Source organism: Paenibacillus sp. N3/727 (assembly GCF_022637315.1).
GTDB classification, from domain to species: Bacteria; Bacillota; Bacilli; order Paenibacillales; family Paenibacillaceae; genus Paenibacillus_AQ; species Paenibacillus_AQ uliginis.
In genome coordinates this window covers 243,907-263,976 of record NZ_CP093336.1, presented here as the reverse complement: position 1 = coordinate 263,976, position 20,070 = coordinate 243,907, and the positions used below count along the sequence as shown (strand labels likewise).

At 48.1% G+C, this 20,070-nt stretch carries 15 protein-coding genes and 1 pseudogene; 7 read left to right on the top strand and 9 right to left on the bottom strand.

Annotation, left to right across the window (positions count from 1 at the left end):
- Window positions 1-52: 52 nt before the first annotated feature.
- The 5 genes from MNQ98_RS01300 to MNQ98_RS01280 all read right to left on the bottom strand — a co-directional run bounded on the left by MNQ98_RS01300 (window position 53) and on the right by MNQ98_RS01280 (window position 9,521).
- A complete protein-coding gene (locus MNQ98_RS01300) occupies window positions 53-1,732 on the bottom strand; it encodes a long-chain-fatty-acid--CoA ligase (protein WP_241931550.1) in 1,680 nt (559 codons plus the stop codon).
- Between the two features lie 125 nt (window positions 1,733-1,857).
- Complete coding sequence (locus MNQ98_RS01295; protein ID WP_241931549.1) at window positions 1,858-3,648, bottom strand: acyl-CoA dehydrogenase family protein; 1,791 nt, start codon at window positions 3,646-3,648, stop codon at window positions 1,858-1,860.
- A 38-nt stretch (window positions 3,649-3,686) separates the two neighbouring features.
- Window positions 3,687-4,871 (bottom strand): acetyl-CoA C-acyltransferase, encoded by a 1,185-nt coding sequence (locus MNQ98_RS01290; RefSeq protein WP_241931548.1) that lies wholly within the window; start codon window positions 4,869-4,871, stop codon window positions 3,687-3,689.
- Between the two features lie 31 nt (window positions 4,872-4,902).
- Entirely contained in the window at window positions 4,903-7,344 is a 2,442-nt protein-coding gene (locus tag MNQ98_RS01285; RefSeq protein ID WP_241931547.1) for a 3-hydroxyacyl-CoA dehydrogenase/enoyl-CoA hydratase family protein, read from the bottom strand.
- Entirely contained in the window at window positions 7,341-9,521 is a 2,181-nt protein-coding gene (locus MNQ98_RS01280) for a (Fe-S)-binding protein (protein WP_241931546.1), read from the bottom strand. The genes MNQ98_RS01285 and MNQ98_RS01280 overlap by 4 nt, the downstream gene beginning before the upstream one ends.
- 348 nt (window positions 9,522-9,869) lie before the next feature.
- Between MNQ98_RS01280 and MNQ98_RS01275 the strand changes: the two genes are divergently transcribed.
- From MNQ98_RS01275 to MNQ98_RS01265, 3 genes are all read left to right on the top strand, one after another.
- The gene (locus MNQ98_RS01275; protein WP_241931545.1) at window positions 9,870-10,460 is read left to right on the top strand and encodes a fatty acid metabolism transcriptional regulator FadR; all 591 of its coding nucleotides are present in this window, start codon (window positions 9,870-9,872) and stop codon (window positions 10,458-10,460) included.
- A gap of 71 nt (window positions 10,461-10,531) precedes the next feature.
- On the top strand, window positions 10,532-11,299 hold the full coding sequence (locus MNQ98_RS01270; protein WP_241931544.1) for an electron transfer flavoprotein subunit beta/FixA family protein: 768 nt from the start codon (window positions 10,532-10,534) through the stop codon (window positions 11,297-11,299).
- A 282-nt stretch (window positions 11,300-11,581) separates the two neighbouring features.
- On the top strand, window positions 11,582-12,559 hold the full coding sequence (locus tag MNQ98_RS01265; protein ID WP_241931543.1) for an electron transfer flavoprotein subunit alpha/FixB family protein: 978 nt from the start codon (window positions 11,582-11,584) through the stop codon (window positions 12,557-12,559).
- A gap of 383 nt (window positions 12,560-12,942) precedes the next feature.
- Here the strand turns inward: MNQ98_RS01265 and MNQ98_RS01260 are convergent, their stop codons facing one another.
- Window positions 12,943-14,844: a M56 family metallopeptidase gene (locus MNQ98_RS01260; protein ID WP_241931542.1), complete on the bottom strand. Its 1,902-nt coding sequence runs from the start codon at window positions 14,842-14,844 to the stop codon at window positions 12,943-12,945.
- Entirely contained in the window at window positions 14,837-15,208 is a 372-nt protein-coding gene (locus MNQ98_RS01255; protein ID WP_241931541.1) for a BlaI/MecI/CopY family transcriptional regulator, read from the bottom strand. The genes MNQ98_RS01260 and MNQ98_RS01255 overlap by 8 nt, the downstream gene beginning before the upstream one ends.
- A 242-nt stretch (window positions 15,209-15,450) precedes the next feature.
- Between MNQ98_RS01255 and MNQ98_RS01250 the strand changes: the two genes are divergently transcribed.
- The 3 genes and pseudogenes from MNQ98_RS01250 (at window position 15,451) to MNQ98_RS01240 (ending at window position 17,800) form a co-directional block, all read left to right on the top strand.
- Entirely contained in the window at window positions 15,451-15,624 is a 174-nt protein-coding gene (locus MNQ98_RS01250) for a hypothetical protein (RefSeq protein ID WP_241931540.1), read from the top strand.
- 142 nt (window positions 15,625-15,766) lie between these two features.
- Window positions 15,767-16,094: pseudogene (locus MNQ98_RS01245) on the top strand (MFS transporter); the annotation flags it as partial.
- Between the two features lie 503 nt (window positions 16,095-16,597).
- Window positions 16,598-17,800 (top strand): MFS transporter, encoded by a 1,203-nt coding sequence (locus MNQ98_RS01240; RefSeq protein WP_241931539.1) that lies wholly within the window; start codon window positions 16,598-16,600, stop codon window positions 17,798-17,800.
- On the opposite strand, the gene MNQ98_RS01235 is transcribed toward MNQ98_RS01240, so the two are convergent.
- Window positions 17,786-18,247 carry an Lrp/AsnC family transcriptional regulator gene (locus MNQ98_RS01235; RefSeq protein ID WP_241931538.1) on the bottom strand — a complete coding sequence of 154 codons (462 nt, stop codon included), beginning with the start codon at window positions 18,245-18,247 and terminating at the stop codon, window positions 17,786-17,788. The two genes, MNQ98_RS01240 and MNQ98_RS01235, sit on opposite strands and share 15 nt — an antisense overlap.
- Window positions 18,248-18,890: 643 nt before the next feature.
- Here MNQ98_RS01235 and MNQ98_RS01230 point away from each other — a divergent pair.
- Window positions 18,891-19,088: a hypothetical protein gene (locus MNQ98_RS01230; RefSeq protein WP_241931537.1), complete on the top strand. Its 198-nt coding sequence runs from the start codon at window positions 18,891-18,893 to the stop codon at window positions 19,086-19,088.
- A 32-nt stretch (window positions 19,089-19,120) separates the two neighbouring features.
- Here the strand turns inward: MNQ98_RS01230 and MNQ98_RS01225 are convergent, their stop codons facing one another.
- Complete coding sequence (locus MNQ98_RS01225) at window positions 19,121-19,861, bottom strand: SAM-dependent methyltransferase (protein ID WP_241933813.1); 741 nt, start codon at window positions 19,859-19,861, stop codon at window positions 19,121-19,123.
- Window positions 19,862-20,070: the final 209 nt, after the last annotated feature.

Genomic DNA, 20,070 nt, shown 5'->3' with positions numbered 1-20,070 from the left:
AATGGCACATCCCTTGGCACGTTGCAGCAGCAACACGCCTATTCCTCTAAGATTAGCCCGTCGGTCTACCTTCGTCTTCCTCTTCTAGCAGCTTCCGGCGCAGCACTTTACCAATCATTGTCTTGGGTAGCGAGTCGCGGAACACGTACTGCCTCGGCACCTTATAGGCGGCCAGCTGACTGCGGCAAAATTTCTCCAGATCCGCCGGATCCGGCTTTGCTCCGTCCTTCAGCACAATGTAAGCTTTAACGGTCTCACCACGGTAGTCGTCCCGCGTTCCAACCACGACGGCCTCTTTGACAGACGGATGCTCATACAGCACTTCTTCAATTTCACGCGGATATATATTGTAACCGCTCGCGATAATCATATCCTTCTTCCGGTCAATAATCTTGAAATACCCTTCCTCGTCCATCGTTGCCATATCGCCTGTAAACAACCAGCCGTTCCGAAGAGTATCAAACGTTTCCTCCGGCCGGTTCCAATACCCCTTCATCACCTGTGGCCCTTTCACGATTAACTCGCCAGGCTCTCCCAGCGGTACCTCTTCGCCGGTATCCGGGTTTACGACCATGGCCTCTGTATCCGGCATCGGCAGCCCGATGGTACCAAGCTTGCGTCTTTCCCAGATCGGATTCACATGCGTAACAGGTGATGACTCGGTAAGTCCGTAACCTTCGATCAAACGGCCCTTCGTCATTTCTTCAAATTTATCCTGCACTTCTGCCGGTAACCCAGCAGAACCGCTAATACATGCATTTAGAGAAGACAGGTCGTACTCAAGAATGCGTGGATGATTAATGAGTGCAATGTACATGGTTGGAGCACCTGGGAACAGCGTCGGTTTCCTTTTCCGGATCAAATCCAAAATCATCGTCACCTCGAATTTTGGCACCAGCAGCAGCTCACTTGCCCGGTAGATCGCCTGGTTCAGCAGAACGGTCAGACCGAACACATGAAAGCAGGGCAGTGCCGCCAGATAGCGTTCTTTGCCCTCTTCCACTCTGTAGCACCAATTCGCACTTTGCAGCGTATTGGCAATGAGGTTGTAATGCGTGAGCATAACTCCTTTGGGTACACCCGTCGTACCTCCCGTATACTGAAGCAGCGCCAGATCCTTCTCTGCGTCAATCTTTTCGCATATCGGAAAGTCCGACGATTCCGCGAGAAGTTTTTTAAAGGGATGCACCGTCTCACCGTACGTAACAACCGGTAAAGGGCCGGCTTTTTTGGCCTTGATCGGGTACAGCATGTTTTTCGGAAAAGGAAGATAGTCCGGTATAGAAGTCACAATCATGTGTTTCAATTCCGTCTCTGCAATGACCTTCTCCACCCTGGACACAAACATATCCATCGTAATCATCACTTTTGCGCCTGAATCCTTCATTTGATGCGCGATCTCCCGCTCCATATAGAGGGGGTTCGTCATCACCACAATCGCGCCGGCGAGCAGAGCCCCGTAATAGGAGATAACGACCTGAGGACAATTGGGCAGCATAATCGCCACCCGGTCCCCCTTTGCCACTCCCTTGCTCCGAAGTGCGTGTGCCATACGATACGACGACTCCAGTAATGTTTTATAACTGATACTTTTGCCCATAAAATACAGCGCCGGCCGATGCGGAAATTTCTGTGCAGACGTTACGAGAAATAACGCCAAATTCTGTTTCGGATAATCAAACGTGGGGGCTACTTCAGCCGGGTAAAACGGCAGCCAAGGCTTTGCATGCATACAAAACCATCCCTTTCCTGAGGAATGCTGTAAAGCTTCCTTCACTCCTACTCCAAGTAGAAACGACTCCGTCGTCCTTATCCAATTTCAAAAAAATCTAAAAGGCTCCGGCTTCTTTCGGCCAATTACACCGTGTACCGTTCGTTTTTTACCACACGTGCCGCGATGCTCCGCTTGAGAGCCACCGTATCCACTGGGTTCGTACGTGTCAGCTTCTTCAACACCGACATCTGCATACGCAGCATATCACCGGACTCCACCGAAGCGAGCGTTTCCTTGGCCAGTGCTTCTATGCGCTGGAACGCTTCATACGCGAACACCTGCGTCATTTCGATCATACTCACTGCCTTCTCTTCCGAAGTACGGGCAATCTGTTTACGCGTGCGCAGTAATGCACTTTCAAGGGCATAGATGTCGATCATCATGTCGGCCAGATTCGCAAGCGCCTCTTGTTCTTTTTCCAGCTTCGTTCCGAACTTCTGGACGGCAAGACCGCCGGCGAGAAGGAAAATCTTTTTGCTCATATCAAGATAATGCGCTTCTTGCTCAAATGTTCCTTCAAACGTCTGTCCCGGTACAAGCTGCAGCAGTTCTCCCTGGAGGCTTTGGGCTTTTTGCAGAAGAGCGATTTGACCCTTCATTGCTTTCTTAACAAGCGTACCCGGGATGAGCAGACGGTTGATTTCATTCGTGCCTTCAAAAATACGGTTTATACGGGAGTCACGGTAAATCCGCTCAATCTTGTACTCTTGGATATACCCATAACCACCATGGATTTGAACCCCTTCGTCAGCGATAAAATCAAGACCTTCAGATGCATATACCTTGTTGATCGAGCACTCAATCGCATACTCGGATACAGCCGCTGCCGCCTGGGCACCTGCATCATTGCTGCTGTAATCGATATCCTGCATCGCTTCATCCAGCAATCCTGCCGTGCGGTACACCATGCTTTCCATTACAAAAGAGGTAATGTTCATTTCGGCGAGCTTTTTGCGCATGAGCGGGAAATTGGAAATCGGCGTCTCGAACTGCTTGCGCGTATTCGCGTACTTCGCGCTCAATTCAATGGACTCTTTCGCCGCGCCCACCGTTCCGGCCGCCAGCTTGTAACGTCCAATATTCAAAATATTGAACGCGATTCGGTGCCCCTTGCCGATCTCACCTAACAAGTTCTCCTTCGGCACTTTCACATCCTCGAAGAAGAGCGGACGAGTAGAGGAACCCTTAATGCCCATCTTCTTCTCTTCCGGTCCGAGCGTGAAACCTTCCATTTCCTTCTCAACGATGAACGCGGTAAAATGCTCGCCGTCGATTTTGGCATATACAATAAAGATATCCGCAAACCCGGCGTTCGTGATATACAATTTCGATCCGTTCAAAATATAATGCTCACCGTCGTCAGTCAGACGCGCCGTCGTCTTCGCACTCATAGCATCCGAACCAGAGGTCGGCTCTGTCAGACAGTAGGCTGCGATTTTGGCTCCTGTCGCAAGATCTGGCAGGTACTTCTGCTTCTGCTCTGTCGTGCCGAAGAGCACGATCGGCAGCGTGCCAATTCCGACATGGGCACCGAAGGACAGGGCGAATGAGGAACCTTTGGCTAGCGACTCGTTAATGATCGTAGAGCTTACCTTGTCGAGTCCGACGCCGCCGAACTCTTCAGGAATGTCCGCTCCGAGCAGTCCAAGCTCTCCGGCTTTGCGGAGCAGTTCAACCGTCAGCTCGTAATCCAACTTCTCAATATGTTCGTCCTGTGGTACCACTTCACCTTCGATGAAGTCACGAACTGTGTCACCAATCATACGATGCTCATCAGTAAAATCCTCCGGTGTAAGGATCCGGTCCAGATTCGGGTTATCAATGACAAATCCGCCGCCTACGATTTTCGGTTGTTTTGTTTGGTTCTCGCTCATGCTTTATTTCCCCTTTCACCATTTTGGATTAAGACTGTTTACGCACTGTGAACTTCGAACACACCAGCTGCTCCCATTCCTCCGCCAATGCACATGCTCACGATACCGTAGCCGCCGCCGCGGCGAGTCAGCTCAGATACAAGGCTTGTCGTCAGCTTGGCGCCGGTGCAACCGAGCGGATGGCCAAGAGCGATAGCCCCTCCATTGACGTTGACCTTATTCTCATCAATTCCAAGTGTGCGAATAATGTGTAAGCACTGGGAAGAGAAAGCTTCATTGATCTCGAACAGGTCCACCTGATCGAGCGTAATACCTGCCATTTTGAGCGCCTTCGGAATGGCCTCAACCGGGCCGACACCCATAATTTCGGGTTCTACTCCAGCCAGGGCGAAAGAACGAAACGTTGCCAGCGGCTTTAAGCCAAGCTCCTCCGCTTTCTCGCGACTCATCACCGCTACCGCTGCAGCCCCGTCACTCGTCTGTGACGCGTTGCCTGCTGTAACGGTTCCGCCAAGTGCAAAGGCCGGTTTCAAACGGGCAAGACCATCCGGAGAAGTGTCAGGCCGAACCCCCTCATCCGTATCGAACATAAACTCTTTACTCCGGATTTTGCCCTCTTCGTCCGCCGTCGTCAGCTTCACGCTCACAGGTACGATCTCATCCCGGAACTTGCCTTCCCGAATGGCCGCTTCCGCTTTACGGTGACTGCTGACGGCAAAAGCATCCTGATCCTCGCGGTTGATGCCGAACCGGAGTGCTACCGCTTCTGCGGTGTGGCCCATGCCCATATATACCTCTGGCATATCTTCTACGAGCACCGGATGCGGAGCTGGTTTAAAGCCGGTCATCGGCACATGGCTCATGCTTTCTACGCCACCCGCCACGATCACCTCAGCATGGCCGAGCATAATGCGTTCAGCCGCAAAGGCAATTGCCTGAAGTCCGGAGGAACAGAAACGGTTGACCGTCAGTGCCGGAACGCTCACCGGATAGCCCGCATATAGCGAAATAATCCGGGCGACGTTTAACCCCTGTTCTCCCTCCGGCATGGCACAGCCGAGAATGACATCCTCCACATCCTCTTTTTTCAATCCCGGTGCACGTTGAATAACAGCTTCAAGTACTATCTTTCCTAAATCCTCAACACGAGTCTGGGCAAGACTTCCTTTCTTAGCCCTGCCGACTGCCGTTCGCGCAAGGGATACTATGACTGCTTCTCTCATGCCATTCACCTCATTCACCTTTAATGGTTTATTAGTTGCGAAGCGGCTTGCCTTTCGCAAGCATGTGCTGCATGCGCTGCTGGGTCTTCACTTCTCCGAGCAAGCTCAGGAATGCTTCCCGCTCCAGATCGAGCAGATGCTGCTCCGTCACTACCGTTCCGGCTGGCACATCGCCGCCGCTCAAAATATGCGCTAGCTTCTTCGCAATCAGATGATCATGCTCGCTAATATATCCGCTCTGCTTCAATCCAAGCGCACCCATCTGCAAGACAGCGCGGCCATCGCGGCCAACGACACGGGCACGACCCGGCTGCGGCGGCACATAACCGGCCCGATCCATGGCGAGAACAGCCTGCTTCGCTTCATAAATGCGGTGATCTGGGTTCATGACCACCGTATCGGTTGGCCTTCCATAACCCATGCGGATAGCATCGTGTCCACTCGTAGACGTCTTCGCCATCGCAATCGTCTCGAAAATTTTGTTTATCGCGGGCTGTAGGTCAGACTCAGGATCCGGCTGACTGTCACTGATACGAAGCGCCATCTCCTTACAGCCGCCGCCGGCAGGGATCAATCCGACGCCGGTCTCAACGAGTCCAAAATACGTTTCCGACGAGAACACGACGCGGTCAGCCGGCAGACACGCTTCCACGCCTCCACCCAGCGTCATCCGGTGCGGAGCAGCCACTACTGGCTTCTCCAGACCTTTCAGCTTCATCATGCTGCCCTGGAACAGACGGATGATGTCATCCACCTCATCCCAATCACCGCTCTGGGCTTCCATCAGCATGAGCATCAGATTCGCGCCGACACAGAAGTTGCGTCCTTCGTTAGCAACAACCAGTCCCCGGTAATTGGCTCGAACCTCATCCACACTCTGCTGGATCATGACGAGAATATCAGCCCCGATGGCGTTGTTAGGCGAGGTGAACTCAAGGCAGGCTACGCCGTCACCGATATCGATCAGATTCGCACCGGTATTGGAGCGGATAATCCGGTTCTGAGACTTCAGCGCCTGCAGTGAGGTCATCTCCGGCTTCTCCCAGGTTCCCTTGTACTCCCCTTTGAAGTAGTGGAAGAGCCCTCCGTCCTTTTGTTGATAGAACGATTCATTACCAGCAGCAATCCAGTCCTTCACCCATGTCGGCACCGTAAGCCCTTCCGCTTCCATGCGCTGTACCGACTTAGACAATCCAATCAAATCCCAAGTCTCAAACGGCCCAAGCTCCCAGTTAAAGCCCCATTTCATCGCATTGTCGATATCCTCGATAGAGTCTGCGATCTCACCAAGCTTCTCAGCTGAATACACAAGCACTTGCTTCATTACATTCCAGGCCAGCTCCGAATAGCGGTCCGGCGTACCAAGAAATGCCTTGATTTTCTTTCTGGAACCTTTGGCAGCCTTGGCTGCTTCTAGGGATGCGGAACTAATCTTCGCGCCCGGGTTGTATTCCATCGTGGAAAGGTTTAGTGAAAGGATCTTGCTGCCCTGCTCACCCTTCATTTTTTTGTAAAAGCCCTGGCCGCCCTTCTCACCTGTCCAGCCACGGGTTACAAGCTCGTTCATTACCTCAGGTACCGTGAATACATTCTTCTCCGCCCCGTCCGGCACGCTGTCATACACATTCCGTGCTACATGCACGAAAGTGTCGATGCCGACCAGATCCAGTGTACGGAAGGTTGCGCTCTTCGGACGTCCAAGCACCGGACCGGTTGCTGCATCTACTTCCTCTACCGTATATCCGTTCTCGATCATCTCCTTCAGGGTTACCAGAAGACCGTAAGTGCCGATCCGGTTCGAGATAAAGTTCGGTGTATCTTTCGCCAGTACCACCCCCTTGCCGAGACGCTTCTCGCAGAACTCAGTCATAAACGCCGTAATCTCGGGGTCCGTATCAAAACCCGGGATAATCTCCAGCAGTTTCATATGACGAGGCGGGTTGAAAAAGTGCGTACCAAGAAAATGACGGCGGAATTCCTCACTACAATCCTCAGCCATTTCGTTCACAGAAATGCCGGAGGTGTTGGTGCTGACAATCGCCCCTTCCTTACGCACACCTTCAATAAGGGATAAAATACTCTTCTTGATCTCCAGCCGTTCGGTCACCACCTCAATGATCCAGTCTACTTCCTTCAACAGATTCAGGTGATCCTCCGTATTGCCTGGTGTAATCCGATTGGCAAAATCCGGCGAGTACAGAGGTGCTGTGCTCGCCTTCGGCAGTCCCGCCACCGCTTTAGCTGCCAGCCGGTTTCGAACCTTTGGGTCGTCCAGCGTCAGTCCGGCTTTTTCCTCTTCAGGGGTCAAAGATTTCGGGACCATATCGAGCAGCAGACACGGAATCCCTGCATTGGCGAGATGGGCAGCGATGCCCGACCCCATGACCCCGGAGCCGATGACGGCTGCTTTGGATATAGTTCTGCTCGTGGCACCGGAACCGTTTATGGCTTCTTTAGTTATGATATTGCTCATTGCATAACGACCTCCCGTTCATGGATTTTAGATGGACCAAATACGGATAACTCCAAAATTTCCGCGATATCGCGCGTTTTCACGCTTTCTTCCACTTCTTTTTCCTTCGTTCCGTCTTCCAGCATCGTCAGACAGTACGGACAGGCCGAGCTGATCATCGTTGGAGACACGGCCAGCGCCTGCTCGGTACGAGCCAGATTAACCCGTTTGCCTTCATCCTCCTCCATCCACATCCGGCCGCCTCCGGCGCCGCAGCACATCCCGTTCTCACGGGTGCGCTCCATCTCCGTCAGCTTCACGCCCGGTATGGCCCGTAGCACGTCACGCGGCTGTTCATAAACGTCGTTGTAACGTCCGAGATAACAGGAGTCGTGATACGTAATCGTCTCCGGCACCTCATACGTCGGCGTAAGTCGACCTTCCTTCACGAGCCTATCCAACAGCTCGGTATGGTGCAGCACTTCGGCCTCCAATCCAAACTCCGGATATTCATTTTTCAACGTATTGAAGGTGTGCGGACATGCCGTGACAATTTTACTAACGTTGTATTTCTGGAACGTCTCGATATTCTCATTGCATAGCTGCTGGAACAGAAACTCATTGCCCATGCGTCGTGGCGTATCACCCGAGTTCTTTTCCTCATTGCCGAGAATAGCGAAGTTCACGCCGGCTTCATTCATCAGGCGCACGAAGGCGCGGGTGATTTTACGGCTGCGGTTATCATAGGAACCCATGGAACCGACAAAAAACAAATATTCAAAACCCGGATTTTCCTTCACCGTCGGAATTTTCAGGCCGAGACTGCCGTCCGAATCGACTTCTACCACCCATTTGTTGCGGTCGCTGCGGCTGATACCCCACGGATTGCCTTGGCGCTCGATGTTCATCATCGCCCGCTGGCCTTCCTGCGGCACACTGCCCTGCATAAGCACCAGATGGCGGCGGAGATCGATGATTTTGTCCACATGCTCATTCGCAACCGGACACTGATCCTCACAATTGCGGCACGTCGTACAGGCCCAAATTTCCTCCTCCGTCATAACTCCTCCGAGCAGCTCCACATCCTGCGGGTTAACGCCCTCCACCTGATGCCAAGCCCGCTTCTGAACCGCCATCGTTGGCCCGATGTCCGTGATCCCTTCACCTCTCCACTCTGCAAGAGGCTCCTCCCCGGCTTCCATCCTGTGAATGCCCGGCGATCCGAACACCACCGCTGGTATCCAGGGTGACTTGGAGGTGAGGGCGGCTCCTTTTTCCGTCAGGTGATCCCTCAGCTTCACAATCATATGCATCGGTGAGAGTAGCTTGCCGGTATTGGAAGCAGGGCACACATTCGTGCAGCGGCCGCACTCCACACAAGCGTAGAAATCAAGCATTTGCTTCTGGGTGAAATCCTCAATTTTGCCGACACCGAATTCCTCGGCTTCCTCATCCTCCAGATCCAACTTGCTTAAACGCCCCACCGGTTCTGTTCTGCGCACAAATATGTTGATCGGCGCCGTAATGAGATGGAAGTGCTTCGACTGCGGCACATAGAGCAGGAACGAGAGTAAAATAATGAGATGTATCCACCAGAACGCGAAGTAGGCAACCGTTGCACCGATATGCGGCACCCAGGCGAACAGTGAGGCGATTGCCGACGAAATCGGTGCGAAACCAGACGCCGGCAGCTCTTCCATCACTCTTTCGAAAGCCATCGTCAGCAGTACAGAAGCCATCAGCGAAGTAATGAAAAAAACGACAATGCTCGGCTTCCAGCCCCGTTTCAGCCGCTTCAGCTTTTCGCCGTACCGCCGGTAGGCAGCATAACCAATCGCGAGAAGAATGAGTGTTACCGTAATTTCCTGCATCAGAATGAACGCGTCATGTCCAGGAATCGACAGGTTGTACCCCGTCAGCCCTTTCCAGATGATGTCGATTGCACCGAACTGTAAAACTATGAACCCGTAAAAAACGATAAAGTGCATAATCCCGCTCTTGCGATCTTTAAACAGCTTGCTCTGACCAAACACCTGAATGAAAAATTGACCCAGGCGCTCCTTCATATCTTTTTTGAGATTGGCTGGCTGTCCCAGACGGATGTACAAATACCGGCGATATACGACAGAGGCGAACATATAAACCGCCCAACCTGTTATACCGACAAAGAGCAGCGCGTTGATTATTTGCCAGATCATCCTCATCAGCCCCTTGTGTTTAAAATCCTCTAATTGCTGTCTTCTGCTTCATAAATCCTCATCATTACCTCGTGGAATGCAACTTGAAATGTCAACAGAACTTGTGACAAAAGTGGGACGAGATATGAAGCGCTTTCATATATAGGACAAAAAATAACGGTCATTCGGCCGACCGTATCAGGGTCCCTCCTCTCTTCTATTTAGGGTGCTGCGGTCAGGCTGCGAACATTTTCATCGATCCTGTAAACACAGCATTGACAATGTTTCTGACGTATTTTATGATGGGAACAAGAAATGAATGAGTATTCATTCATAAATTTAACTGTATTCTAACATCGGGGTGAGCAGATGACAAGTAAAAAAAATGAGAAGTACCAACTTATACTCCAGGGTGCCCTGAAAGTGTTTGCCGAGAATGGCTACCACCGCTCCCAAGTGTCGAAGATCGCTAAAGCAGCCGGCGTAGCCGACGGAACGATCTATTTGTACTTTAAAAGAAAGGAGGATATTCTGATCCGGCTGTTCCAGGAAAAGCTCGGTGAGCTCGTCGGTAAATTTCATGACAGCGTGGAAGGAATCACCGACCCGATCGAAGCACTTCGCACGGTGTGCCATATCCACTTTACCGAGCTGGAGAGCAATCCGGAGCTGGCCTATGTCACGCAGATTGAACTGCGGCAGAGCGATCTGGAACTACGCAAGGAAATTGGCAGCGCACTGAAGCCATATATTGTGCTGATCGAGAATATTCTGAAGCAAGGCGTAGAAGAGAACCGGTTCCGCTCGGACCTAAACATTAAGCTTGTGCGAAACCTCATCTTCGGATCGATGGATGAAGCGGTAACCTCATGGCTGATCTCGGGACGCAAATACCCGTTAAGCGGTCAGGTCGAAGATACGCTAAGTTTTTTTCTGCATGGCATTTCCAGCAAAGAATAAGTAATGCAAAATTAGCTAAATGGACAGAATCGTACGCCCATGATTTTCATATTGAAGGGAGAGCTGGACCGATGAAGATTGTAGTGTTGCTCAAGCAGACGTTTGATACCGAGGAAAAAATCACGATTGATAACGGCGCGATTGCCGAGGACGGCGCAAAGTTCGTCATTAATCCGTACGATGAGTATGCTGTTGAGGAAGCAGTAAAGCTGCGTGATGAGCACGGCGGTAGTGTTACCCTCCTCTCCGTTGGCCCGGACCGGACAGCGGAAGCCCTTCGGACGGCACTCGCGATGGGTGCGGACGATGCGGTACTCATCTCCGATGAACGGATACCGGATGATGAATACGCTGTATCCAAAGTACTCCACGCCTATTTGTCCAACGAAAATGCCGATCTGATTCTCGGCGGCAACTTCTCGGTCGATCGCGGCTCCAGTCAGGTCGCTGTTCGCTTGGCTGGCATGCTCGGCATTCCGCATACCGGATCGATCACTCGGCTTACGATCAGCGGTGGCAAGGCTGAAGTCCACCGGGACGCCGAGGGCGACCTCGAAGTGCTTGAACTCCCGCTTCCGGCGCTGTTCGCAGCCCAACAAGGCTTGAATGAACCGCGTTACCCTTCGCTTCCGGGCATTATGAAGGCGAAGAAAAAGCCTTTTAAAACATTAACTTTGGATGACATCGGCATTTCGGCAGAAGATGTACTGCCGGCAACAAAGCAATCGGAGCTGTCCCTTCCGCCGGAGCGGAGCGCAGGCCGCATTTTGAAAGGTGATCCGGCAGAAGTAGCGCATGAACTGGTATCGCTCCTTCGCTCTCAGTCCAAGGTCATTTAATCGAGACGGCTGTACACATCTTTTTTTGTATCCGATTACATGTCCTAGAAGAAAAACGTCTATCGACATACCTCAAAAGAAGGAAAACCGCACTTAACGGTAGTTTTTCTTGCGAGAAAAGGATGCAGTTTACTACGTACTTACTCTGAGTGTATGGCTGAGGGGCCGTCCGTCATACCATCCTCTTGAGGGGATAACACTGAAGGAGCGCTGACCTTGGACAGCAGGATATTGTTTGATTCATGATGAACTCATTCCTATATTGATCTGGGAGGTAATGTTATGAGCAAAACCATTTTGGTTTACGCCGAAAGCCGTGACGGAAAGCTGCGCCAGGTTGCACTGGAAACGCTGGGTGCCGCCCACATTCTTGCCGGAGACGGTGACAGCATCCGCATCCTGTTAGCAGGATCCAATATTACTGAAGCTACTTCCACTTTAACCTCGTACGGTGCCGATACGATATATACGATCGAACATGACGATATGGATAACTATGCTCCTGATGCTTACATGGCAGCGGTTCAGGCGGCCATTAGAGAAGCGCAGCCGGATGTGGTGTTGTTCGGTCACACAGCCATCGGCCGTGATCTGGCCCCGCTGATCGCAGCATCGATGAGTGCCGGACAGATTTCCGACGTAACCGCGATTGAAGTGGAAGACGGTAATGCTTCTTTTACCCGCCCTCTCTATGCCGGCAAAGCGTTCGAAAAGCGTGTGTTCCAATCCGGCCCATGGGTCGTGACCATCCGCCCGAACAATATTCCGGCAGCGGAACCGTCTCCGGACGGCGGAAACTCTAACATCGTCGACATCTCCTATCCGGCTCCATCGCTACGTACCATTGTGAAAGATGTAGTCCGCAAAACAACAGGCAAAATCGATCTCGCCGAGGCCAAAATCGTCATCTCCGGCGGTCGCGGCGTCAAGAGTGCCGACGGCTTCAAGCCGCTTGAAGAACTCGCTGATCTGCTCGGCGGCGCGGTTGGTGCCTCTCGCGGCGCATGTGATGCAGGCTACTGCGATTACGCACTTCAGATCGGGCAGACTGGCAAAGTCGTTACACCCGAGATCTACATCGCCTGCGGTATCAGCGGTGCGATTCAGCATCTTGCCGGTATGAGCCAATCGCGCGTCATTATCGCGATTAATAAAGATCCGGAGGCACCGATCTTCAAGGTGGCCGACTATGGCATCGTTGGCGACTTGTTCGACATCATGCCGCTACTGACGGAGGAATTCCGCAAGGTGCTGGTGTAGACATAAGCTTCAATTGATGCATATCTAAACCGCCGTGCTGCACTAACAGCTGTACGGAAGCAAACGCTGTGCGATATAGCTACAGTTTTAAGAAACGCATGCTTGAGCATGCGTTTCTTTTTTCTGTTAAAGGCATTCCTTACACAAGCTTCATTTCCATCTATTAATATCTATGTAATACAATGTAACTAACTGAACATGGGAAATAAGGAGGTTTTCAAATGTCATACGCCCCTTATCCTGCATTACAAAAAAATCCTACAACACCTAACAAAGCCCTCAAAACTTTCGTGTGTCGGCCTCAATAGGTAAGAAGGAAAAACAATAAAAAAAGGAGGCATCTCGCCCCCTTCTAGAAATTTTACCGACTTATGAAATCTTCTTTAATTTGTTATGTTCACTTTCACTTCCTCTTTATTTGCTATATTCACTTCCTCTTTACCAGTCTTATACGTATAAATTTCTAACTTTGCATGATCTTGCTCATCTCCACTTGCCACAACTTTAAAAGAATGATTCACTTCATTTTTCCCAGGCGTGTAAATATGCCTACTCCAAGTGAAAGAAGCATTGAAAATTGAATCCACGATCTTGCCAGTCGTCTCATCAATGATCGCCAAGTGAATCTTGGGCATTTTGTCCGACAATTCCTTTATACTGATCGCTAAAGTTTCGCCGTTCTTTATGACAAAGGCAGCACCGAGCTGTACCCCTTGTTTTGCTAAAGTTTCTTCCGCCTGATTTATTTCACCGATATCATTGAGATTAGTTTTGGGCAGCTTAACTTTTCCGTTAAAAATGTCTGCTATTTTTGTTTTTTTGTCATACGAAGTATACATTTTATGACCAGCGATGGCGCCGCTTGTCTTTTGGGATAGGCTATAAGTAAACTGTTTCGGAGTAATAACCTCCTCTATTACATAAACTCCCCGCTTCATAAGCTCTTTGATAAATGCCTGATGATCATACTTATATTTTGGGTCCTGGTAGTCCAAGTCAAAAGTAATTTGATTGACTATCATCTGTTTAATCACTTTATCGTCTATGTAATCCTTCGCGCGTTCACTGAAAGCAACCGTTACCGTATGGCCTTCAATAGACATCGTTTTGTTGATCATGTTCGCAGCTGACTCTTTATCCTGCCAATATTGATGAATTTTATAGTAAGGCTCAGTATGGTTGAAATCATCGATCTTTCGTCCATCAGCATCAATATACAAATTTGTGCTTGTATGCATCGACTTTGTTCCAAGCGCGATTTCCACATTTTCTTCAGGCGTTTTGAACGTATCGTAATAGGTCTTAATGTCAGCTCTATCTTCCGTAAGAGGCTTGGATTTCTCAGCAAAAACAACGGAGGATGAGAAGACTGACACAGTTGTAATTAGAACAACAAGGAAGATACCTAAGACCGTTTTTCCGCTTCCCGTATTTCGTTTCATGATTAGAGAAAACCTCCTGCACAACTGTTTTTTTGGTTGAGCCAGATTGCTGTTCAGAACAGGCGAACTTGAAGCAAAATGTAAAATCATCTCGCTGTATCGTTTCTTCTCAGTAGTTTTCAAGCCTTTCGTTATTTGTTCATCTACGGCGTATTCGCAGGCCTCGCTAATATTAGCTAAAGCAAGATAAGATACCGGATTGAACCAATGCAGGCAGTTGACCAACACCGCCATAAGCTTAATCCAAGCGTCTCTTTGCTTGTAGTGGATCCATTCATGCTGCAGCGCAAGTTGGTAATCCTCTGCATTTATGTTCGCGTTTGGCATTACGATTGTCGGCTTGAAAAATCCAATTAGCATAGGAGAGTGCACATAATCGCTGACTACCACTTTCAGATCTCCTATACGATCGATCGGGGAGGATTGAATCGCTTGCTTTTTAAAGCGAAAGTAAGCGAAAAAATAACGGTACAACATTGCTAAACAACCAACCATCCAGATTCCAAGTATCCACTGATCTACAGATAAAATAGAGAAATCTTGGTTTTCAGACGTAGTGCTGGCACTTGCCGTCTGGTCAGGCATTGACGATCCGATCGCTGCAGTCATCTCTATAACAGCGCTCGTTGAATCTGGTTGCACCTGTTTTTCATAAAGGGAAAACAGTGGTTGATTAATTGACACGTTAAAGTGCAGCGGCAAAATAAAAAGCGATAATGCCATCAAACTGGCGTAATAATACCTACGGCCACCATATTTTGATGCCAATTTCGTTCGTAGCAGAATGAATAATGAGCTTGCAACACTACCGGTAAGAGAGGTCATTAACAACCATTTAATCATATCTGTCTGCCTCGCTATTTATAAAGGACCGGAGCTCTTCGATATCCTTCTTTGTCAAATTCTCAGCCTGGAACAATGAGCTAATCAAACTTTTGGCAGAGCCATTATGGATGGAGAATAGGAAGCTCTTTGTTTGCATTTTTCTGTAATCCTCTTCGCTTATAGCTGCCCAATATTCATGAGCATGCGAACGTCCGAGTTTCACGGATTGCAACGCCCCTTTGTCTAATAACCTACCGGCAAGCGTGAGAATAGTCGTCTTATTTTTCCCAGGAAAATATTCCATGATTTCATTTGTCGTCATCCTTCTTCCACTTTCCCATAGGACTTGCATAATCTCCATTTCAGCATTTGTGATTTGCATATAGGTAAGTCCCCCCTTCTATTCTACATTTCGTTTTTTATTCTACATAATGTTTTTTATTCTACAACACGTTGAAACGAATTACAAGCCGAAGTCGAGCAAACATTAATTGGCCAATCCCGTAAAGATAAGGACGTATTAAAGGAACCGCTGATTTTGTATTTGAAATTAAACAATGACTATCATTATTATGATTTGGTCAACGACATTCGACAAAGGTAGATGTCTCAAAAGAAACGCTATTGGGTGAGCTAAAATCCGCCATGGCGGAAGAAGAGGATAAGCAGTTGATTGAAGCGATTATTGAAAAAATGCAGCGGGAACAGCCGCGTGCACCCATTATAAAAGCTTTAGTGAAGTCGTTGAGTGATTCGTGGACATTTATTAAAATGTACATTGTGAATCATTGTACTTAAATTTGATATCGTGCAATTCGGAAATAAAAGTAAGCTTATGACCCATTTTTACACGTATCCCGGCTGAACATATGAATAAAATCGAGTTCCTTAGCGTTGGTTTTATGTCATTTGGTTGGCGGTACCCCTATATAAACGAACCATGCTTATCGTAGTCTTATCACAAATTTTTGGTGGTGCAGGACTAGCCGCAGGTGTCACTAATCGGAGCGCTCCTTGCTCAGGATATGCTAGGCACTGAAAGTTTTGCAGGCGTTCCTGCATCGTTGTTCACACTGGGTTCTGCTATGGCTGCATTGTTTGTTGGGCTACTTTCTCAGCGTTACGGACGTCGTTCAGGTCTCGCAGCAGGATTTATAACGGGTGGTATTGGTGCAATAGGGGTCGTTTTTACGGCGATTAGTCATAGTATCGTTCTTCTGCTCATTTCGCTGTTTATCTATGGTGCAGGTGTTTATTGCACAATAGAAATGCCTACTATAAGAAAGCGCCGAAAATAGCAGAGTCGAAAAAACAAGAATCATTAATGAAGCTTTAAGGATGCATTTCGGAAGATAAGTATACGTGTACTTAAAAGTTTACGGACAGGACTAGTCTATCTGAATCTCTATGAGGAGAGATTTACAACATATATACGTAAATAAATTTTTAAAATAAAACTAGGTCTGCTGCGTTTTGTTGCGGAATGACTTAGTTTTATTTTTTGTGTTAAAGAAGCGCACTTCAGATTTATAGGTTACTGAATAAATGGACAGTTAATCTGTTATGAATCATACTTATGGATTATTTTTGTGCGATAATAACGCTTGCATTAAAATTAAAGGAAATATCCATGTTATAAATTTAATATATAGGTTTAACAGGTTCTTTACTTTAATTAAATTATGTAAAGTTGCAATTTGATTTGGTAAGCTTATATCTGCCAATTGATCACTGCTGTTGTATTAGAATTTCGAAAAGGGGAGGACATAAATTGAAAAAACATAAAACTACACGTGACGATGCCGATACTGCATCTTCTGTTCGCCTTCCATGGGTAGGATTAATTCCCCTTACCTTGGCTGGGTTTATCAGTCTTTTGACCGAAATCATTCCAGCTGGTTTGTTGCCCCAGATAAGCGAAGGGCTTGGAATCTCGGAGGCATTAGCTGGGCAATTCATTACGTTGTATGCCCTTGGCTCCGTCTTGGCAGCAATTCCTTTAACTACGGCTACACGCGGTTGGAGGAGGCGACCACTGTTGTTGCTAAGCTTGATTTGTTTTTTCTTGTTCAACAGTGTTACAGCTCTGTCTTCCAGTTATACAATAACTCTTGTTGCCCGCTTCTTGGCAGGTGCAGCCGGGGGTGTTTTGTGGGGAATGTTAGCAGGTTATGCTAGTCGCATGGTGCCTGATTCTCTCAAAGGTCGAGCCATGGCGGTAGCAGGAATAGGTACGCCTTTGGCTATGGCGCTCGGTGTCCCCGCGGGAACATTACTGGGTACACTTGTGGGATGGCGCACAGTTTTTGGAATCATGTCACTGTTTACTGTCTTGCTGATCGTCTGGGTACTCTTGAAGGTTCCAGACTTTGCTGGTCAATCAGCTCATAAGAGACTTCCCCTTCATAAAGTCTTCGTTATACCGGGGGTACGGCCTATCTTGTTTGTCGTACTAATATGGGTACTGGCTCACAATATTCTTTACACATATATTACGCCTTACCTCGCTCAGGTTGGGCTTGGACAGCGTGTTGACACTGTACTGTTTGTTTTTGGCATTGCATCGGCTGTTGGGCTCTGGATTACAGGGATATGGATTGACCGTATGCTTCGTCCATTCGTATTAATCAGCCTAGCGGGTTTCGCCCTGGCATCCATGCTGTTTGGAATAAGTAGCAATCAGCCAGTAGGGATCTTTTTGGCTGCTGCATTGTGGGGGTTGACTTTTGGCGGAGCCGCGTCACTGCTTCAAACGGCTGTAGCTGAAGCTGCTGGTGATAATGTGGATGTGGCTCAGTCTATGCTGGTAACAGCATGGAATTTGGCTGTGAGCGCTGGCGGATTAATCGGTGCTGCTCTACTTGTAACGGTTGATGTCCTTTCATTCCCATGGGTTATGCTTATTCTAGTACTCATTGCTCTACTCGTAGTATGGCGGGCAAGAGAACATGGATTCACATCAAAGAGTGGATAAACTCATTTTCAACTCTTCGAAAGATGGAATGATGGGTTTATAATCAATGGGTGAAGACATAACAATTAGAATTGTATACGTTCCATATTTATCACAGTCATTGCCGAACTCTTCAAGTGCGTAATTGGAGTCGGCCATGACTTTCATTAAAAAATTGTGTTCTCCGCTTATACGGTGGCACTCGACGACAAAGGGTGACGTGCGGACAAAATCCAGAAAAGTATTGCATTCTCTGGTACTAAACAGGAAATAGGCTGTAACATTTTTTCCGGTTTTCTCAGGAGAAATGATTGCACGATATTCCTTAATAATTCCCTTTTCCTCCATCCGTTTGACTCTTTCCGTTACAGCGGGTTGGGATAGACCCACCAATTTACCAAGTTCAGTCATGGAAATCCTAGCTTGATTTTGAAGATGTAAAAGGATTTGATTATCAACATGATCCATTTTATTTCTTCCTCCTTATAATTTAAAGGTGTTTTGATCGTGTCGCCCTTCATAATAACACGATATTTCTGTTTTAACCAAGTTATTATAATGTTCTTGATGTTGGTATAGCTAGAAAATGGAACGTACACGTAAACGTTTATGTGTACGTGTAATAATAATCATCGTCCTGCGAGCAAGCAGGTTTGAGTGTAATCATTTTTAGAAAACCACGTAAACGTATGTGGTTTGTGAACATCAAATTATTATGTTATTTGGGATAATTAGATGGATAGCTAAAACGATAACTACGTTTACGTTTACGTAGTTATGAAAAAGGATGTTAGTAACTATGTAATTAGACTTCGGTAAATGTTTTAATTAGTGGATGTTAATGACTTGAGGGGGCTTGGCATCAAGATAATTAGAATTATGTTTAACGGAATTATTTACAAGGCTCTTTAAAACGCCGGTTACACCCTTAGCGTGGTGAAAACCGGCGTTTTTTCTGTTCAATACTCCTTAGCGTTGTAAATTCGCGTTTTGCTGGCGGTACCCCATTAAGGAGTACCAACAAAAAATAGACACATGCCAGAGCATGAGTCTATTTTTTTTATTTATATTGCCAGTCCCCTCAACGTAACTTTTATCTGTAATGAGAAAAATGCTGATTTTCCTCTTGTCCCTGCTGCTTCTGCTCACAGCCTGCTCTGCCCGCTCATCTCAGCAGACACAAAACTTCGGCAACCCGACGGCTGAAGAAATACTAAAGAGCATTCCGGATGCCGATCAACATGGCCTGATTATCGTCGCAGTAAACAACGGTATAGAAATCAGATATATAGGTCTGGTTGAGGGGTAACCTGTTGGATACCCCATAATCCCTCTTTAACCTTATGCTTCTACTGGCTTTTTACGGATACACAGCATGGAATTCGCATTTCTCAGAAACTCATAAGGTACGTTCCGTTCCTCAGTCTGCAATCCTTCTGCCTTCAGCTCAGCCACCAGCTGATCCAGGTGCTCATAGCGAGCCCCCGTCAGATCAACCAGCGGAAATATCCGAACTTCACTCGAGGTGACGCGCAGCAATTCATGAATCGTCTTCTTATGAAAATCATAGTCCAGCCGGTCGCCATACATAAACAGAAAATGCGCTGACAGCACCAGATTGAACTGTTTATCTTCAAACGGGAGCTCCGGCAGCACAGCAGCGATATACCGCTCCGGCCGCTTCCTCATATCTGCCACACAGTCTTGAAGTGCCTGATGGCGATACTTACCTAAACCCTGCACATCTTTATAGAAGTCCCAGAGATACAGACCCTTTGCTTTTTCCATCGTTTCCATCGCATGCCCAATATCTTGTAGCCCCTTGTGCTCCAGATCATCGATTTGGTGATCATACGCAATATCACATGCGGTAATATGCAATCCCTGCTGACTGCCCACAGCTGTAAAAGAACAAGCCCCTGCCGGACAATCAAGAATGTTCAGACCGCTGAGCTGATCCAGTTCAAGATCAAACATCTGCATGTACTCTTCAAATGTACGGCCGATGAACACCACCCGTTCCAGCTCCAGCTTAGTTTTCTTCACAGGTTCTTGTACCGATCCACGCTCGCGTTCATTCATTTTTGCTGCAAAATGCTGCTCTTCCTCATTTCTAGCTACTCCGCTCTTCTCAACTCTACTCATCTCAATCTCACCTCAGCTATTTATTTGTCGTGAAAGCACAAATATTTTGCGCTCCCCAGGCTTATATTACCATATGATGGAATTTATAAAAATATATTATCAAAATGTTATACAGACTCTAATCCAAGTAGAAACGGCATTGCCGT